7 protein-coding genes are annotated in these 17,708 nt (G+C 39.6%); 6 read left to right on the top strand and 1 reads right to left on the bottom strand.

Annotation, left to right across the window (positions count from 1 at the left end; translation table 11 throughout):
* The first annotated feature begins 54 nt into the window (after positions 1-54).
* From BVU_RS00685 to BVU_RS00670, 4 genes are all read left to right on the top strand, one after another.
* Entirely contained in the window at positions 55-3,132 is a 3,078-nt protein-coding gene (locus tag BVU_RS00685) for a SusC/RagA family TonB-linked outer membrane protein (RefSeq protein ID WP_005843104.1), read from the top strand.
* 10 nt (positions 3,133-3,142) lie between these two features.
* Positions 3,143-4,969, top strand: coding sequence for a RagB/SusD family nutrient uptake outer membrane protein (locus BVU_RS00680; protein ID WP_011964630.1), 1,827 nt, complete (start codon positions 3,143-3,145; stop codon positions 4,967-4,969).
* A gap of 151 nt (positions 4,970-5,120) precedes the next feature.
* A complete protein-coding gene (locus tag BVU_RS00675; RefSeq protein WP_011964629.1) occupies positions 5,121-7,055 on the top strand; it encodes a glycoside hydrolase family 97 protein in 1,935 nt (644 codons plus the stop codon).
* Complete coding sequence (locus BVU_RS00670) at positions 7,052-10,477, top strand: GH92 family glycosyl hydrolase (protein WP_005843101.1); 3,426 nt, start codon at positions 7,052-7,054, stop codon at positions 10,475-10,477. Before BVU_RS00675 ends, BVU_RS00670 begins: the two co-directional genes overlap by 4 nt.
* A gap of 153 nt (positions 10,478-10,630) precedes the next feature.
* Here BVU_RS00670 and BVU_RS00665 read toward each other — a convergent pair whose 3' ends face one another.
* On the bottom strand, positions 10,631-12,997 hold the full coding sequence (locus BVU_RS00665; protein ID WP_005843100.1) for a glycoside hydrolase family 3 N-terminal domain-containing protein: 2,367 nt from the start codon (positions 12,995-12,997) through the stop codon (positions 10,631-10,633).
* 135 nt (positions 12,998-13,132) lie between these two features.
* Here BVU_RS00665 and BVU_RS00660 point away from each other — a divergent pair, with 135 nt between their 5' ends.
* On the top strand, positions 13,133-14,734 hold the full coding sequence (locus BVU_RS00660; protein WP_005843099.1) for a hypothetical protein: 1,602 nt from the start codon (positions 13,133-13,135) through the stop codon (positions 14,732-14,734).
* Between the two features lie 89 nt (positions 14,735-14,823).
* Positions 14,824-17,562 carry a heparinase II/III domain-containing protein gene (locus BVU_RS00655; protein ID WP_005843098.1) on the top strand — a complete coding sequence of 913 codons (2,739 nt, stop codon included), beginning with the start codon at positions 14,824-14,826 and terminating at the stop codon, positions 17,560-17,562.
* Positions 17,563-17,708 lie beyond the last annotated feature (146 nt).

The raw sequence follows: 17,708 nt of genomic DNA, 5'->3' as shown, positions 1-17,708 counted from the left end.
AAAAAGAAAATGAAAAATAGAATGATTTAATAAATTAAACTTTAAGTACATGCTATGAAACAGAAAGACAAATTTTTATTACTTATGGTATTGTCTTGTTTGCCGTTAGGAAATGCGGTTGCAGAGCAAACAGGTGCAGGGTTGTACTCTCCGATTAATCAAGAAGTATTGCAGAATACGGTGAAGATTACGGGACAAGTTATTGATCCAAATGGAGAACCGATAATAGGTGCTACAGTAATGGAGAAAGGAACTACCAACGGTATTGTAACTGATTTGGATGGTAATTTTAGTTTGACTGTTTTTCCTTCTCATAAGTTACAGATATCTTACGTTGGTTTTCAAACTCAAGAATTGAATATTGGTTCTAACCGTTCTTTCAAGATTGTTCTAAAAGAAGATACTGAGCTGTTGGACGAAGTTGTAGTGGTAGGTTATGGTTCGGTAAAGAAATCGGATTTGACAGGTGCTGTAGCTTCTGTTTCTACTCAGGATTTGATAAGAAGTGGTAGAACGGATGCAGTAGGAGCTATGCAAGGGGCTTTGCCAGGTGTGCAAATTCAACGTTCTAATAGTAAACCAGGAGGGGAATATAATATTCTGATTCGTGGTTTGAATACAATTAGCGGAAGTACATCTCCCTTAATTGTTGTAGATGGTGTGCCAGGAGCTTCTTTATCTAACCTGAATCCGGATGATATAGAAAAAATTGATATTTTGAAAGATGCATCATCTACCGCAATCTATGGTTCCCGTGCTACTAATGGTGTAGTCATGGTTACTACTAAAAGAGGTAAGATAGGTAAAGTAAAAATAGATTATAGTGGATATGCCGGATATAGGAAATATACGAATATGCCCGATATGATGTCTGGTGAAGAATATGTGCAATTGGCACGAGAGGCTAAAAGAGCCGGAAATAATAATAAATATGTGGATGATAGTCAGATTTTCACAGCATCAGAGTTAAAGGCTATTCAAGATGGAAATTATTTTGATTGGGTGGATGCTGTTTCTAGTCCGGCCTTTATGACAAATCATACTATATCGGCTACCGGAGGTAATGAGATGGCTACTTATGCTTTATCTGCCGGATATTATTTTGAAGATGGTATGTTGGAGCCTCAAGAATATTCCCGTTATAATCTGCGTGCTGTTGTGGATGTAGAACCTAGCAAATACATGAAATTTGGAATTAATATGTATGGAACCCATTCAGTACGTGATACGGGTAACTCTGACTTGTTACAGGATGCTTTTCGTCTGCGTCCGACTTATCATCCGACTGATTTGGTGACAGGAGAAGAAATGTGGGCTTATTCTAATGGTCAGTATAATGCGTTAACTACCATGAAGAATGAACTGAATAAAACCAAAAAGTACAATTTGCTGAGTAACATTTATCTGGCAATAACTCCAATTAAAGGATTGACTTTGAAGACCACTTTCTCGCCGGATATAAATTTGGAAGAAATTGGCCAGTACAGAGGTAAATACACTAAAGCTAATAAAGGGCAAAATAAGGCAACCAGTAATTATGCGAAAAATAGCTATGTAGATTGGGTTTGGGATAATCTTGTAAATTATAACTTTGAATTGAAGGATCATCGCGTAGATTTGACCGGAGTGTTCTCTATGCAGCAATCACAAGATGAAAAGTTAAAAGGAATTGGTAATGGATTGTCATATAACTCTTTGTGGTATAATTTGGCAGGAGGATCGGCAAGTAATACTTCTTCTTCCGGTTTTACCAAAACGAATTTGATGTCTTATTTAGCACGTGCCAATTATGTGTATAAGGACAAGTATTTTGTAACAGCAAGTATTCGTTTTGATGGTTCGTCAAAATTAGCTGAAGGCAATAAGTGGGGAAGTTTTCCATCAGCAGCTGTAGCATGGAGAGTGTCAGGAGAAGAATTTATGAAGAGCTTGTCTTGGTTGAGTAATTTGAAGTTACGTTTAAGTTATGGTCAGACCGGTAATGATAATGTAAGTGCGTATCAGACGCAAGGATCTATTAGTGGTGCCAAATATTATACATTCGGTTCTAGTGAGTCTATTGGATATGTTCCCAATAATTTACGGAATTTGGATTTGGGATGGGAACGTACTACAGAATATAATGTAGGTCTTGACTTCGGATTTTTCAATAATCGGATTTCGGGTAGTGTGGAATATTATAATCGTTTGACAGAAGACTTGATTATGAATAAGACAGTACCTGTTACTACCGGTTATTCTTCTGTAAAAGCAAATGTAGGGTCTGTTAGAAATGAAGGGTTTGAGGTAAATATTAATTCGGATAATATCCGTACTAAAGATTTTTCATGGAGAACTAGTTTGAATTTTGCCTATAATAAGAATAAAATTGTAGATTTACAGTATAAGGAGAATTTGACTTCCCGTGGATTGTCTTTAGCTGGTATGAGTGGTGATTATAGTAATCTTTGGATTATTGGTCAGCCTATTGATATAAATTATAATTTGATGACATTGGGAGTATGGCAGCTGGATGAAGCTGAAGAAGCAGCTAAATATGGTTGTAAACCTGGTCAATATAAACCTTTGGATTTGAATGAGGATGGTGTGATTGACGATAAAGATCGTGTGATTGATGGTAAACGTACTCCGGATTGGACAGGTGGTATGACTAATACATTTACATATAAGGAATTTGATTTGTCATTTCAAGCAGCTTTCCAAGCAGGGGCAAGAGCTAGAAATCAGTTCTATGTTTCGTATGCATTGGAAAACAACAATCTCAATTTTAATAATTTAAGAAAAGATTATTGGACTCCGGAAAATCCTACCAATGCTTCTGCACAGCCTAGTAACATGGGTACTTATCGAAGCAAGGCAGGATCATGGGGAAATGCAAAATCGGAAATGTCACATACGATGTTTTCCAGTAATTTCCTTAAGATTTCTTATATTACTTTGGGATATACTTTTAAACCATCGGTTCTTGAGAAAATGAAATTAGGCAATTTGCGTTTATATGCAACAGTTCAGAATCCATTTATTTTCTGTGCAAAGGATGTGGTTGATCCTGAACAGTTGAATGTCAGCATCAATACATCGGATGCAATGACTCGCAATGTAATATTTGGTATTAATTTATCATTCAAATAATTAGGATAGTATGAAAGCAAAAAATATATTTACTAAAGGTTTCCTGTTGGCATCTGTGTTTGCTCTTTCGGGATGTTCGTCTTTTCTGGATGAAAAAAATTGGTCTAGCCAGTCTGCTGAAGAATATTATGCTACGGCTGAAGGATATGAGTCTCTTATTAATGGAGCCTATTCCACATTAAAATCTGTTTATAATACAACCAACTATTTTCTGTTGACCCAACTTGGTACGGATTTGGGGACTCAGAATGACGGAACAGCAACCAATGCTTTAAATCAGTATACAGTAGATTATACCAATGATAATGGCACTGTCTATAATCAGTGGAAGGTATTATATGAGTCTTTGAAAAATGTAAATGCTGCTATTGGTCGTGCTGCTATGGTAGTTACAAAGGATCAAGATATTTTTGATGGTATTGATAAAGAAATCTTGGCCCAACGGGTTGCGGAAGCTAAGTTCTTGCGGGCGTTATATCTTTTTGAAATTGTAAAAAATTGGGGGCAAGCTCCATTGATCTTGGAAGAACCGACCTCACCTTCTACAACTTCGCAATTGGATAGTGGATTTGATTTTTACAGACAAATTCTGGCAGATTTGCAGGACGTTATGGATTCTTCTCTTCCCATGAAGCAGACTTCGGCGAATTATGGACGTGTATCAAAAGCGGCTGCTAAACATCTTCGTTCTCTTGTTTATTTGACTCGAGGATATCAGAGTTATGCAGAAGCTGATGATTTTAAAAAGGCTTACGATGATGCTGTAGATGTAATTAAGAATTCCGGACATACATTATTGGATGATTATGCAATGGTTCATCGTCAGGCAAATGAAGAGAATGATGAAATTATTTTCAGTCTTAACTTTTCTGCCGGAGCAGGATGGAATAATAATATTCAGACAGAATTCTATTTGTTTGTTTATCGTGAAGGTTGGACTGATTTGGGCTTTTCTTCAATTTATTGTAATGATTATGCTTCTGTTATGCCAACCAAATATAGTTATTTATTATTTGATTGGAAGAAAGATAGACGTACGGAAGTTACTTTTATGAGTCCATTGAATGGTGACCCGGCTACTTCTATAGACGGACGTGCTTATGGTAGAAATTGGTTTGAGAGTACAAATGGGGTAAATGTGGCAAAGGGTGATACCGTAATTTATTTCCCTGTTCCCGGAGAGAGTGGTTATAAACAATATACAGATGCTGAAAAAGCGGCTGCTAATAATCGTGGACGTTTTTTCTATAATTATCCTGAGGGTTCTTATGCTGATGCTGGAAATGATGATTATTATAAAACCGGTTATCAAAGCTTTAATGCAAAATCACGTGTTTGGCTTCCTGTTTGGAAATTTAAAGATTGTAATACCCGTTATAACAGTTCGGGAACAGTAGAAAATGGAACTCGTGATATTTATTTGTTCCGATTGGCCGAAACTTACTTAATTGCTGCTGAGGCTGCTGTTAAAATGGGAGATAACTCTAATGCTTTATACTATATAAATCAGATACGTAAACGTGCCATGAATAATGCTCCGGAAGGTGGACTGCAAGAATATGTTGGTACTGTTACATTAGACAATGTATTGGATGAAAGAGCATTGGAACTTTATGGAGAAGCACCACGGTGGAATGACCTGCAGCGTACAGGAAAATTGGCAGAAAGAGTTTTGAAATACAATTGGGATGTCACTAATATTACAGGTGGATTGATTCAGACCCAATTAAGTGAAGCTACCTTTAAAAGTAAATATGGTCTTCGTCCTATTCCTGTTACATGGTTGAATACTTTATCCAACGGTCAGGAATTAGGAAATAATCCGGGTTGGGAGTAATTGAATTATCTTAATATTATAATAAGTTTATAGCGTATTCTTCCTTTTTTGTTGATCTATAGTAAAGACGGTTTTTTAATCTGTCAATGACATAAAAAATAGAGAGTACGCTATAAATGTATAACTTTGCAAGGTATAAATAGTTAGTATGATGAAAAGATTATATATAGGTGTATTATGGATGGTATTTTCTTTATCCATCCTTCAGGCAAAAGAGATAAAGATGTCCTCGCCGGATGAAAAGTATCAGTTTACTTTAAGTGATGAGGGTGGGAACTTGCATTATTCTTTGAATTGGAATGCTAAAGAAACGATAAAACCATCTTTATTGGGTATTAAGGCTAATACTATATGGCGTGATCATTTGTCATTAGGTGACATGACAACTGCCGAACAGGATACTGTCTGGCATCCTGTATATGGAGAACGTAGCACCATAAAAGATCAGTATAAAGCTTGGTCGGTAGTCATTAACCGTCAGAATTCTCGTGACAAGTTGGTTTTGGATATACGGGCGTATAATGAAGGGATTGCATTCCGTTATCGGTTTCCCGGCGGACAATATTTGAAGATCACAGATGAATTTACTGAATATACTTTACCGGAAGGAACAAAAGCTTACTTTACATCCAGGGCTCAGACTCCTTATGAATTTCTCCCATTGGAAGGATGGCCCGGTGAATCAGACCGTCCGTTGCTTTTGACATTACCTGAAGGTCCTTACGTATGTCTGGCTGAAGCGCAAGTGGTAGACTATGTGCGTACAAAATTCAAGTTATCGACAGAAAAAAAGAATACGATTCAATCTGCTATGTATGGTCCCGTAGAAGATATTGCTCCTTATCATACTCCTTGGAGGGTGATTATGTGTGCTGATAAACCGGGACAAATATTGGAACATAATGATTTGATTCTGAATTTGAACCCTTCTTGTAAAATAAAGGATACTTCATGGATAAAACCCGGAAAAGTGGTGCGTGAAGTGACATTGACTACAGAAGGAGGAAAAGCTTTGGTCGATTTTGCCGTGAAACGCAATCTGCAATATATTCATTTTGATGCGGGATGGTATGGATTTGAATATGACAAGGTTTCTGATGCTACTACAGTGACATTAGACCCTCGTAGAAATCCGGATATAAATGCTTTGAACCTGAAAGAGGTGGTAGCTTACGCTAAAGAACGGGGTATAGGAGTTATCCTGTATGTTAATCAACGTGCATTACAACAGCAATTGGATGAGATTCTTCCGTTGTATAAGTCTTGGGGGATAGCGGGTATTAAATTTGGTTTCGTACAGGTGGGATCACAAGTATGGACTAAATGGATGCATGAAGCGATCAAGAAATGTGCTGATTATGGCTTGATGGTTGATGTACATGATGAGTACCGTCCTACAGGGTTCAGTCGTACATATCCTAATCTGATGACTCAGGAAGGTATCCGAGGTAATGAGGAATTTCCTGATGCAACACATAATGCTACTCTTCCCTTTACCCGGTTTATAGCTGGAGCGGCGGATTATACCATTTGTTACTATCGTCAGGATTTCGGTCGCTTGAATGCAGACAAGGATAGTTATGGTGTTCCTCGTTCTAAATCTATCCAGACCACTCCTGCGCATCAATTGGCTTTGGCGGCAGTTTATTATAGTCCGTTGCAATATATGTATTGGTATGATAAACCATCAGATTCTCAAGACGAACCCGAGTTGAAATTCTTTGATGATGTATATACTACATGGGATGATACAAAAGTGTTGCAAGGGGAGGTCGGTGAATTTATTACTATAGCCCGTCGTAAAGGAGAGGAATGGTTTATCGGTTCGATAACAAATAATGAGAAGCGTGTTTTATCTGTAAGCTTGGATTTCTTGCCCGAAGGAAAGAACTACATAGCGGAAATTTATACGGATGGGGATAAATCAGTGAAAACACGTACTAAAGTCAGAGTTTCTACTTATCGTGTGAGCAACAAGACGAAATTAAACTTTTGTTTGAAAGCATCCGGGGGGGGGGCAGTTCGTTTAGTTCCTGACGATGGAAATATAAAATCTGTCAAAAACTATAAGCAGCAGCGGTTATGAGAAAGTTTAAAATATCAGTCCTGTTGAAATTGGGTTTCTATTGTCTGTTTTTGAGTATAGGACTTGAGATGCAGGCCCGAAAATTTGTGCATCCGGGAATATTACATACAACAAAAAGTATTGAGCGGATGCGTGCTCAAATCGCTGATAAGGAATATCCTGCCTATGGTTCTTTTGAATTATTGAAAAGTCATCATTGTTCTCAGGCGGATTATCAGCCTTTCGGACCTTTTGAAATCATTTCAAGAGATGGTGAGTTTCGTCATACAAAATCAAAAATGGAGCAAGACTTTAGTGCAGTCTATCAGAATGCATTGATGTGGGTTTTGACTGGTGAAAAGACTCATGCCGAGAAATCTTTGGAATTATTGTTAGGCTATGCCGGAACACTTAAAAGAATTCCGGAAACGAATGATGCCCCTTTGTTGGTGGGGTTGGAAGGATTAAAGATTATTTATGCTACTGAAATACTGCGTCATACTTATAAAAAGATGACAGTTGTTCAGTTTAATGAGATCAGTAGAATGATAAGGGAAGTGTTCTTGCCTGTAATGGAAAATTTTTACCATCGTAAGCCTTATACAAATGGGAATTGGGGACCTATTGTGACTAAAGCTTATATGGCAGCTGCTATTTTATGGGATAATGAGGAAATGTATAATAAGGCGGTTGATTTTTATCTTCATGCCAATGATAACGGAACAATAGCTCATTATATCAGTGGGGATACCGGTCAGATACAGGAGAGTGGTCGTGATCAGGGGCATAGCATGTTGGGTATAGGTGCCCTGGCAACTGTTTGTGAAATAGCTTGGCAACAAGGTGATGATTTATATTCGGCTCTTGATAACCGGCTTATGAAAGGGTTTGAGTATGTCGCAAAATATAATTTGGGGTATAATGTTCCTTTTGCTGTGTGGAAGGATGTCACAGGAAAATATAGCAACTGGACTGAGATATCTAATAAAGGAAGGGGTAGATATATGCCGATTTTTGAAATGACCTACAATCATTTTGTTATACGGAAAGGGATGCAGATGCCTTATACGGAACAGGTTCTTCGGCAGATTCGTCCTGAAGGATACGATCGTGATCAGCCTGCTTTTGGTTCTTTGTTGTTCAATGAAGCGGGGACTAAAAAGAATTATGTTGACTTGGTAAATCCTTTTGTTGACAGTCACCGTTCCCGATGGTTTTTTTTCAGTTCGGCATGTCGTCCGTTTGGTATGGTCAGCCTTAGCCCTGATACGGATACCGAGCACTCTTGGGGATCAGGATATCTGTATGACTCAAAACAAATACGCTGTTTTAGTCATGTTCATAATTGGCAGATGTCCGGTGTGGCGGTGATGCCTACCGTTGGCGAGTTTAAAGGGCATTTGGGTATGAATGCTTATCAATCGGCTTTTACTCATGATGGAGAGATAGCTAAACCGGGATATCATAAAGTGAAACTGACAGATTATGACATAACAGCAGAGTTGACTTCTACTATGCGCGTAGGCTTTCATTGTTATACTTTTCCGAAAAGTGATGCCAGTTATATTTTATTTGATACGGGAGCGTTTTTGGCACATGGACCTACAGCTTATTCGGAGGTTTGGAAAGTAAGTGATAAGGAAATAGCCGGATGGGAGATGATGGAACGTACAGGACGTCGTCCTAAAGATACTCCTGTTTATTTTTATGCACAATTGAGCAAGCCAATGGATAAGGTTGTATCTTGGCGCGAAGGCCGGATAGAATCTAATAGCAATCCGGAAAGAATATCAGGTAAGAATGCGGGTATGGCAGTCCGATTTAAAACAGAAAAAGACGAAAAGGTGATGCTGAAAGTGGCGATTTCATATGTCAGTGTAGAACAGGCACGTAAGAATATGTTAACGGAACTGTCAGGCTGGGATTTTGAGCAAGTAAAGCAGTCTTCTTTTTCCGAATGGAATGATTGGCTTGGAAGGATAGAAGTGGAAGGCGGTAGCAGAGAACAGCAAATAAAACTCTATACGGATTTGTGGCATGCCTTATTGGGACGCCATGTAGTCAGTGATGCCGATGGACATTATATGGATATGACTTCCGACTTTCCGCGCATACGGCAAATTCCTTTGGGAGAAGATGGAAAACCTTTGTATAATCATCATAACTTTGATGCATGGTGGGGAAGTCATTGGTCACTGAACATACTCTGGTCTATGGCATATCCTGAAGTTATGGATAATTTCTGTAATACAATGATAGATATGTATCAAAACGGAGGTCTGATTCCCCGTGGACCATCAGGAGGAAATTATACGTATGTGATGATTGGTGATCCGGCTGTTTCTTTTTTTGCTTCGGCTTATAATAAAGGAATTCGTAATTATGATGCGGAACTGGCTTATGAAGGTTTGCGGAAAAATGCTTTTGTGGGAGGTATTCGCGACCATGCCGGTTATGAACATAGCAAGACAGCTTATTCCGGTGGCATGAAATATTATGAGGAATGGGGGTATGTGCCTGACGGACGGAAAGATGTTGAAGGGATGCATACTACCGGAGCTTCCATGACATTGGAATATGCCTATCAGGATTGGTGCTTGGCACAGATGGCGAAAACAATGGGGAAATTACAGGATTATGAGTTTTTTATGAAGCGGTCAAAGAATTATCGTAATCTTTGGAATCCGGAAAGTGGTTATATGCAACCTCGTGGAGAGGATGGCAACTGGTTACCTTATTTTGATCCGTTGGAATTGACAGAAAAAGGAGGATTTTGCGAGAGTAACTCTGCTATTTATTCACACTATGTTCCACATGATATGGCAGGATTGATAGAACTTTATGGAGGTGCCGACCAGTATGTTAAGAGATTGAATGCTAATTTCGAAAAGAGTGAGTCGTATGGGTTTTTCCGTTCTAATAAAACAAAGGAAGGCAATTGGACAGATTATGGTAATCAGCCGGGGACTGGAATGGCTCATTTGTTTAGTTATGCAGGAGCACCTTGGCTTACTCAGAAGTGGGTGCGTAAAGTAAAAGCTGCTTATTGTGATGTGACTCCCTATGGAGGCTATCGGGATGATGAGGATCAGGGACAGATGGGGGCTTTAGGTGTTCTGATGGCAATCGGACTGTTTGAGGTGGATGGTGGTTGTGCGGAAAAGCCTTTTTATGAGATTACTTCTCCGCTTTTTGATAAGGTTACTATTCATTTGGACAATCGTTATTATTCCGGAAAGACTTTCCAAATCATAACGAAAGGAAATTCAACTGATAATATGTACATTCAAAATGCTTCCCTTAATGGGAAAAAGTGGAATAAATGTTGGTTTTATCATGAAGACTTTATTAAGGGGGGGACTTTGGAGTTGAAATTAGGGGCAAAGCCTAACAAAAAATGGGGTGTAGAAGAACTTCCTCCTTCATTTATATCTTCAAAATAGAGATTAAAAGATTCTTGTTCAAAACATCGGTAAAGGATCTGTGAACATAAATTAGATGTGAACTGATTATTTACCGATGTTTTAATGAAATACTGTATTTATAGGAATCTGAATATTCCTGTCATTCCATGCTGAGTTAAAATGGTGGGAGGTTTAGGGCGTTATTTCGAACTGACCATGTAATCTGATGTCTGTAGAAGAAGCTCCGAGCATTACTTTGAAACTACCCAGTTCCACACGGAAATTCATATTTTTGTCCCATAATCCTAAATCTTGTGGTCGCAATCTGAAATGAACAGTTTGTTCTTCTCCAGCTTTCAGACTGATACGTTCAAAGCCGCGTAATACTTTGGTATAAGTGGTAACGCTGCTGATTTCATCCCGTAAATAAAGTTGTACTACTTCATCTCCTTTTATTTTTCCTGTATTTTTGATTTTACAACTTACATGGATATCTCCTTGTACTCCTTGGTGTGATGGTGATATATGTAAATCACTGTAAGTAAAAGTAGTATAACTTAAGCCATGCCCGAAAGGATATAACGCTCCGTAAACGGAAGTAGAGGAACTTTCGTCTGACCCTGGTTTAAAGGGAAAAGCAAAAGGAATTTGCCCTACAGATTTAGGAAAAGTAACTGCCAGTCTTCCCCCCGGATTATAATCGCCGAACAAGGCTTCGGCCACAGCTTGTCCGCAAAATTCTCCGGGAAACCAAGCATGTAAAATGGCAGGTATATGAGCTGCTGCGTAATTTATAGAAGAAGCGCGTCCGTCGAGCATTACTAGAATGATCGGTTTCCCGGTTGCACAAACAGCTTTTAAAAGTTCTTCCTGCCGTCCGGGAAGGTTAAGGCTGGTTCGTGAACGATCTTCCCTGACGGTCAGTTCATTCCCTCCTAATACCATGACTACCACTTCGGCTTGTTTAGCTGCACGAATGGCTTCTTCCATTAATTGGACTTCTTCCGCAGTTTTCGGAAAATCAAGGATTTCACTTTCTGGGAAATGAGGATCTATGATGTCACATCCTTTTTTATAGATCACTTCTGTATGAGGCAACAGTTCTTTTATACCTTGGTAAACGGTTTTAATAGGAGCATTGGCCGGACCGTATCTGCAAATCAATTGAGTCTGTTCGTTGGCGTTGGGACCGATAACAGCAATGGAACGGATAGATTTGGATAAAGGAAGCAGGTTAGTTTCATTTTTTAGTAATACCAGCGACTGACGGGCAGCTTCCAATGATACAGCTTGGTGTTCCTTACTATGGACTATTTGTTCTGCTTGTTTACCATTGCCACGATAGGGATTGTCAAATAAGCCTAGCCGGAATTTGATACGAAGTATCTCGGCTACCCGTTTGTCGAGAGTCTCCTGAGAGATTTTGCCATTATCAACAGCTTTACGAAGAGGCAAGATAAAATCGGCAGGCGGAGTGAAATGGGTACGGATATTCAGTCCGGCATTGACCGCCTGTGCTATTCCGTCTTCGTATGTATCTGCTACTTTATGCTTGTTGGAGATAAATTCCACAGCTTCACTATCCGATACTACGTATCCTTTAAATCCCCATTCTTGACGTAATATTTCGGTCAGAAAATGGTAGCTTCCCGTAATGGGTTCCCCGTCATAGTCATTATAAGAGCTCATTACTCCCAGCGCTCCGGCTTCTTGAAATGCCATCCGGAAAGGTTCTATATATAAGGTACGCATTTCTCGTGGGGCTACGTGTGGGTCGGTTCGTGTCTTTCCGTCACGTCCGCCTATCGGGATACTATAAACTGCAAAATGTTTCGGAGTAGCTACCAGATTATATTTTTGCAAACTGGTAATCATTTGTTTTCCTAATTCTCCTACTAAATAAGGATCTTCTCCGTATGTTTCTACACATCTTCCCCAGCGAGGGTCTTGGGCGATATCAAGAATGGGAGAATAGATGTTGGTATATCCTAATGCCACTGCTTCTTTAGCTTCCACTTCTCCGATACGGGCTATTAATTTTTTGTTCCAGGTGGCACCCTGTCCGCACTGGGCGGGGAAGTAGGTTGCCCGGTCATGACATAATCCGCGAATACCTTCATTGGTGAAATCTACTGGGATACCTAAACGTGTTTTTTCTACAAACCAGCGTTGAATGGTGTGTTTGGCATTCACATGTTTGGCGTATGGAAAAGAATATTCGGACTTGAAAGCCCCTAATCCGTTATGTTCTTCATCTATGTTTCCTATTCCGTCTTTCCATACTTCTGTTTTCCAATTGTTTTGAGGCAACGCATCTTTTAGTACGCGTCCTGAACCGTAAAGTGTGGCCATTTGACAGGTTTTTTCTTCTAGTGTCATTTGTGAAAGCAGGTCTTGTACTCTGTCTTCCAGCGGGGCTTTAGGATTTTCATATAGATCCATTTTCCCGTTCTTGTTGAAGTCTATCCATCCTTTGTGGTAAATTCCGTCCGGTATGCCCCCTGATATTGGGGTACAGAATAGGAAAGTGATTGCTACAGATAAAGTGTGTTTATTCATGCTATTTAAGTTTTGTATATGTATCTAATACGTACAAAGATAGGTTTTTACTCATTTCTTTGGAAGATAATTTTAGAATAAAGTTGAGTGTTTCTTGATTCTGATTCGTTTTTATAATAAACAATGAAGATAGCTATGAAACATGTATTTTTATTTGGAATATTCGGTTGGCTTTTATCATTTACGCTTGTTGCACAAACAGGAATTTGGCAATGGTCTGTACCCGTCCATAATTTTAGTACTCATCCCAAAAATCCTGAGTCAAGGGCTTACTTGTGGATTCCCGGGCAGTGTGAACAAGTAAAAGCAATCTTGGTTGCCCAACACAATATGGAGGAAATTTCTATCCTTGAAGATGAGGCTTTCCGACAACGTATGGCTGAGCTTGATGTTGCTCAAATATGGGTATGTCCTTCTTTCAATCATGGATTTGATTTTACGGATGGGGCATGGGAAACTTTGGATGGCCTTTTGGCAGATCTTGCTGAAGAATCTGGATATAAAGAGTTGTCTACAGCTCCTTTAATAGCCATAGGACATTCGGCTGCTGCTAGTTGGCCTTATTATCTTGCTGCCTATAAACCGGAACGTACATTGGCATGCATTTCTGTCAGTGGTCAGTGGCCATATCATCGTGATCGCTGGCTATGTCCGGATATTTGGGGAGAACGTAACATCAATAAAATTCCTTGTCTGGAAACCATGGGAGAATATGAATCAGCACATACATGGAGCAATGAAGGTTTGAAAGAACGCAAGGAGCATCCATTGCTGCCTTTAAGCATGTTGGCCTGTCCTGCTGAAGGACACTTTGCCTATACTCCGGAAAAAGCACAATATATAGCTCTCTATATCAAGAAGGCAATGCATTATGGACACGTAGATCCGACAAAGGAGGGATGGTTGATGGAGCGATGGAAAAAAAATGAAAAGCCTTCATGTATTCCGGCACCGGTAAATCAATTTAAAGGGGATCCTGCACAAGCATTTTGGTTTTTTGATCGTGAGATGATAGAGGCTACTTTGGCGTATCAATCCCGATATTACGATATGAAGCCACAATTGGTAAGTGTGTCTCAAAACGGAAAAACAGTATCCCAACAGAATACTCATTTACAAGTTCACCCGGCTTTTATACCACAGGAAGATGGTATCACATTTCAATTGACCCCTGTTTTTTTGGATACTGTTCCAGGAGAAAGTCCCCGACTTTCCAATTGGACTGATTTGCCTGTTGGGGCATCTATTGGTCATGCTGGAAAAGCTCCGGTCCTGCAGATGATTACCGGCCCAGTTGTTTTAGTTGATTCTGTGACATTTCGAATACAATGGAATCGGGGAACTTTATGGACGGACAAGAAATCGGATATTGTTTTTTCAATAACTCATCCGGGAGATGAAGAATATAAACCGGCTGTTCAGCAAGCTCAGATGATAATTCCGGTTAAAAATACGGAAGGACAGCAGCAATATATTAAGTTTGCAACGTTACCGGACATAAAGCGTGGTACTAAGTACGTTTCTTTATCTGCTGTTTCCAGTTGTGGCTTGCCGGTAGATTTTTATGTGGAATCGGGACCGGCTTATGTGGATGGTAATCGATTGATATTAACTGCTATTCCTCCTAAAACCACCTATCCGGTAAAAGTAACTGTAATAGCATGGCAATACGGAAAAAACTCTGATCCTAAGATAAAGACTGCAGAGCCGGTAAAGCAAACATTTTATATTCGGTAACTTTAAATTTGAATGGAAGAGGCGGATGATAAAATAATTCATTTGGATTGAGTGGAATAGCTTTATGATACGTATTTTTGTGAAAGAGAATGAATAGAATTATGAGAAAGATCGTTTTATGGATATGCTTGCTTGTAACAAGTGTATTATATGCACAGGAAACTTCCTTATCGGTGAAACTGTCACAAGGTCATCCCCGTTATCTGACGGATAGTAATGGCAAAGTTGAAACGCAGAAGTTGATAAAGGAAGAACCGTGGGCACAGGAAGTGTTTGAAAAGTTAAAGCAACGGACTGACCGGTATGCTGACCGAGGGCCTGAATGGCTTACTTCCCGTTTGCAAATGTATTGGAAAACTCATGCAACGGAGGTATATATTAAAGGAGAATATTATGATCATGCAGGAGGAGAGAAGGCGCCGGCTCCTACGGTGATGTATACCGGTGCACGCAGTCATGCAACTAACTATGTACGTCCCAAGCTGGAAGATTTGAAGCCTTATCAGGAAGATGCTCGGGGAATGTATCTGGCAAATGGGACGTTGGAAGGCAGACCGTACGAATGGGTGAATATCAGTAAAACCGGAAATATCATCCAAAGTATTAATGTAGAGATACTGGGTATCGCCCGTGATGCCGCTTTTCTTTGGTGGATGACCGGGGAGAAGAAATATGCTGATTTGGCAGCTTCGGTATTTGACACTTATATGACGGGGATTTATTACCGGAATGTTCCCAAGGATTTGAATCATGGACATCAGCAGACTTTGGTGGGTATGAGCAGTTTTGAAGTCATTCACGAGGATGCTGTGAATGCTTTGGTTCCATTGTATGATTTTTTATATGATTATTTGAAAACCGATAAGGCTGATAAGATGGACATCTATGCCGGAGCATTCAAGAAATGGGCGGATAATATCATTGATAATGGAGTGCCGCATAATAACTGGAATCTGATGCAGGCACGTTATATCATGAGCATCGGCATGATTTTGGAATCTGATGCTTCTTATCCGGATAAAAAGGGAGGCGAGTATTATATTGATTATGTGTTGAATCGTTCTTCCATCCGTCAATGGTCACTGAAACAGCTTGCTGATTATGGTTATGATGCTGAAACCGGTATTTGGGCTGAATGTCCGGGTTATAGTCAGGTAGTTGTCGGGGATTATACGGATATGGTCACTATCTTTGACCGTAATTTGGGTATGGACCTGACCGAGGAGATTCCTGTCATAAAAAAAGCGGTGGCCGCCGACCCGCAATATTTGTTTCCGGATTGTATGACAATGGGTTTTGGCGATACACATCCCGGTAAATTGAATCCTGCTATCTTTGCCCGTATGGTAGCTAATGCCCAGAAACATGGTAAAAAATATCAAGAAAGACAATTTACTGCTATGTTGAAGTTATTTGATCCCGATGCCTCCAAACCGGCGACTGAAAAGAAAAATGTGAGGGTGGCGGTAACTTCTTTTTTCAGTGACAAGCCTTTGGTAATTGATGATAAGATACCTGCCGGTGATATCAATGATTATGTAACTCCTACTTTTTATGCTCCCAATGCCAGTTGGTTGGTGCAACGCAATGGCATGGACAAACGTCATAGTTTGATGATTGCCCAAAATGCCAGTGAAGGGAATCACATGCATGCCAATGGCATCAGCATGGAACTTTATGGAAAAGGATATCGTCTGGCACCGGATGGAGGTATTGGCTTGACCCTTTATTCCGGTTTGGATTATTTGGAGTATTATAGTCAGTTCCCTGCACACAATACGGTTTGTGTAGATGGAATCTCTTCTTATCCGGTTATGAAAAGCAATCATGCTTTCAAATTATTGAACTGCTACCCCGAAGCAGGGATGAAAGTAGATTATCAGCCTGTGAGTTATAGTGAAGTCTTTTTCCGTGAACCTGAATCACAAGCTGATCAAAACCGTATGATGAGTATTGTGACTACAGGAGAAAAGAACGGATATTATGTCGATATTTTCCGTAGCAGGAAAGTGGAGGGAGGAGATAAAATGCATGATTATTTTTATCATAATATGGGACAAACCATGAACTTGACTGCTGCTGATGGGAGTAGCTTGTTTCTTCAACCAACGGAGGAACTGGCTTTTGCTGGGGCACATATATATGCCTATTCTTATTTGTTTGACAAGAAAAGTGCCGAGACCTCCAAAGATATTAAAACAATGTTTACTATACAGATGCCGGATGAGGATAATATCAGTATGAATATGTGGATGAAAGGTGCTCCTGAACGTAAAGTCTTCTCGGCTTTGAGCCCGATGACTGAAGGATTGAGCCGGATTCCGGATATGCCTTATGCTATCAAAGAGCAACCTACGTTGACTTTTGTAGCCCGCCAACAAGGTGAAGCTTGGAATCGTCCGTTTGTAGCTGTTTATGAACCTTCTTCGGTAAAGGAGCCGGGATGTATTTCCTCCGTTACTTTTCCAGAAGTGGAAAGTGGTGTGGCTGGAAGTCATGTCGGAATTTGTATTCAACAAAAAGAGGGGCGTGTGGACCGGATTATTTCTTCGGATGATGCAGGTCATTTGTGTAAAAGTGGAGAAATGACTGTACAAGCTGCTTATGCATTGTGGGGAAATAAACAAGGCGATGATTGTATTTTCTTTTTGGGAGGAGGTACACTATTGAAAACTCCACATGTTGAAATAAGTTCATTGACAGTAACAGATGTGATGTTGGTGTATAAAGAGGGCGTTTGGAAATATGCAGCTTCTGCACCTTGTAAAGTCAGGATGAATGGAAAAGAATATAATTTGTTGCCCGGACATGATTTACGCAAACTTTGATATAAACTTTCTTTTATAAAGTAATCTTTTTAAATCATCATCCTTTCTTTTTCATACAGCAAATAAGAAGTGGATGATGATTTTTTCTTTTTTTGATAGGGAAAATATATTCCCTTTTCACTATATTTGCATTATTTGATAAACAC

Origin of the sequence: Phocaeicola vulgatus ATCC 8482 (genome assembly GCF_000012825.1) — a bacterium.
GTDB lineage: Bacteria > Bacteroidota > Bacteroidia > Bacteroidales > Bacteroidaceae > Phocaeicola > Phocaeicola vulgatus.
Note: the sequence above shows the minus strand (reverse complement) of the source record. Positions and strands in the feature narration are given on the sequence as shown.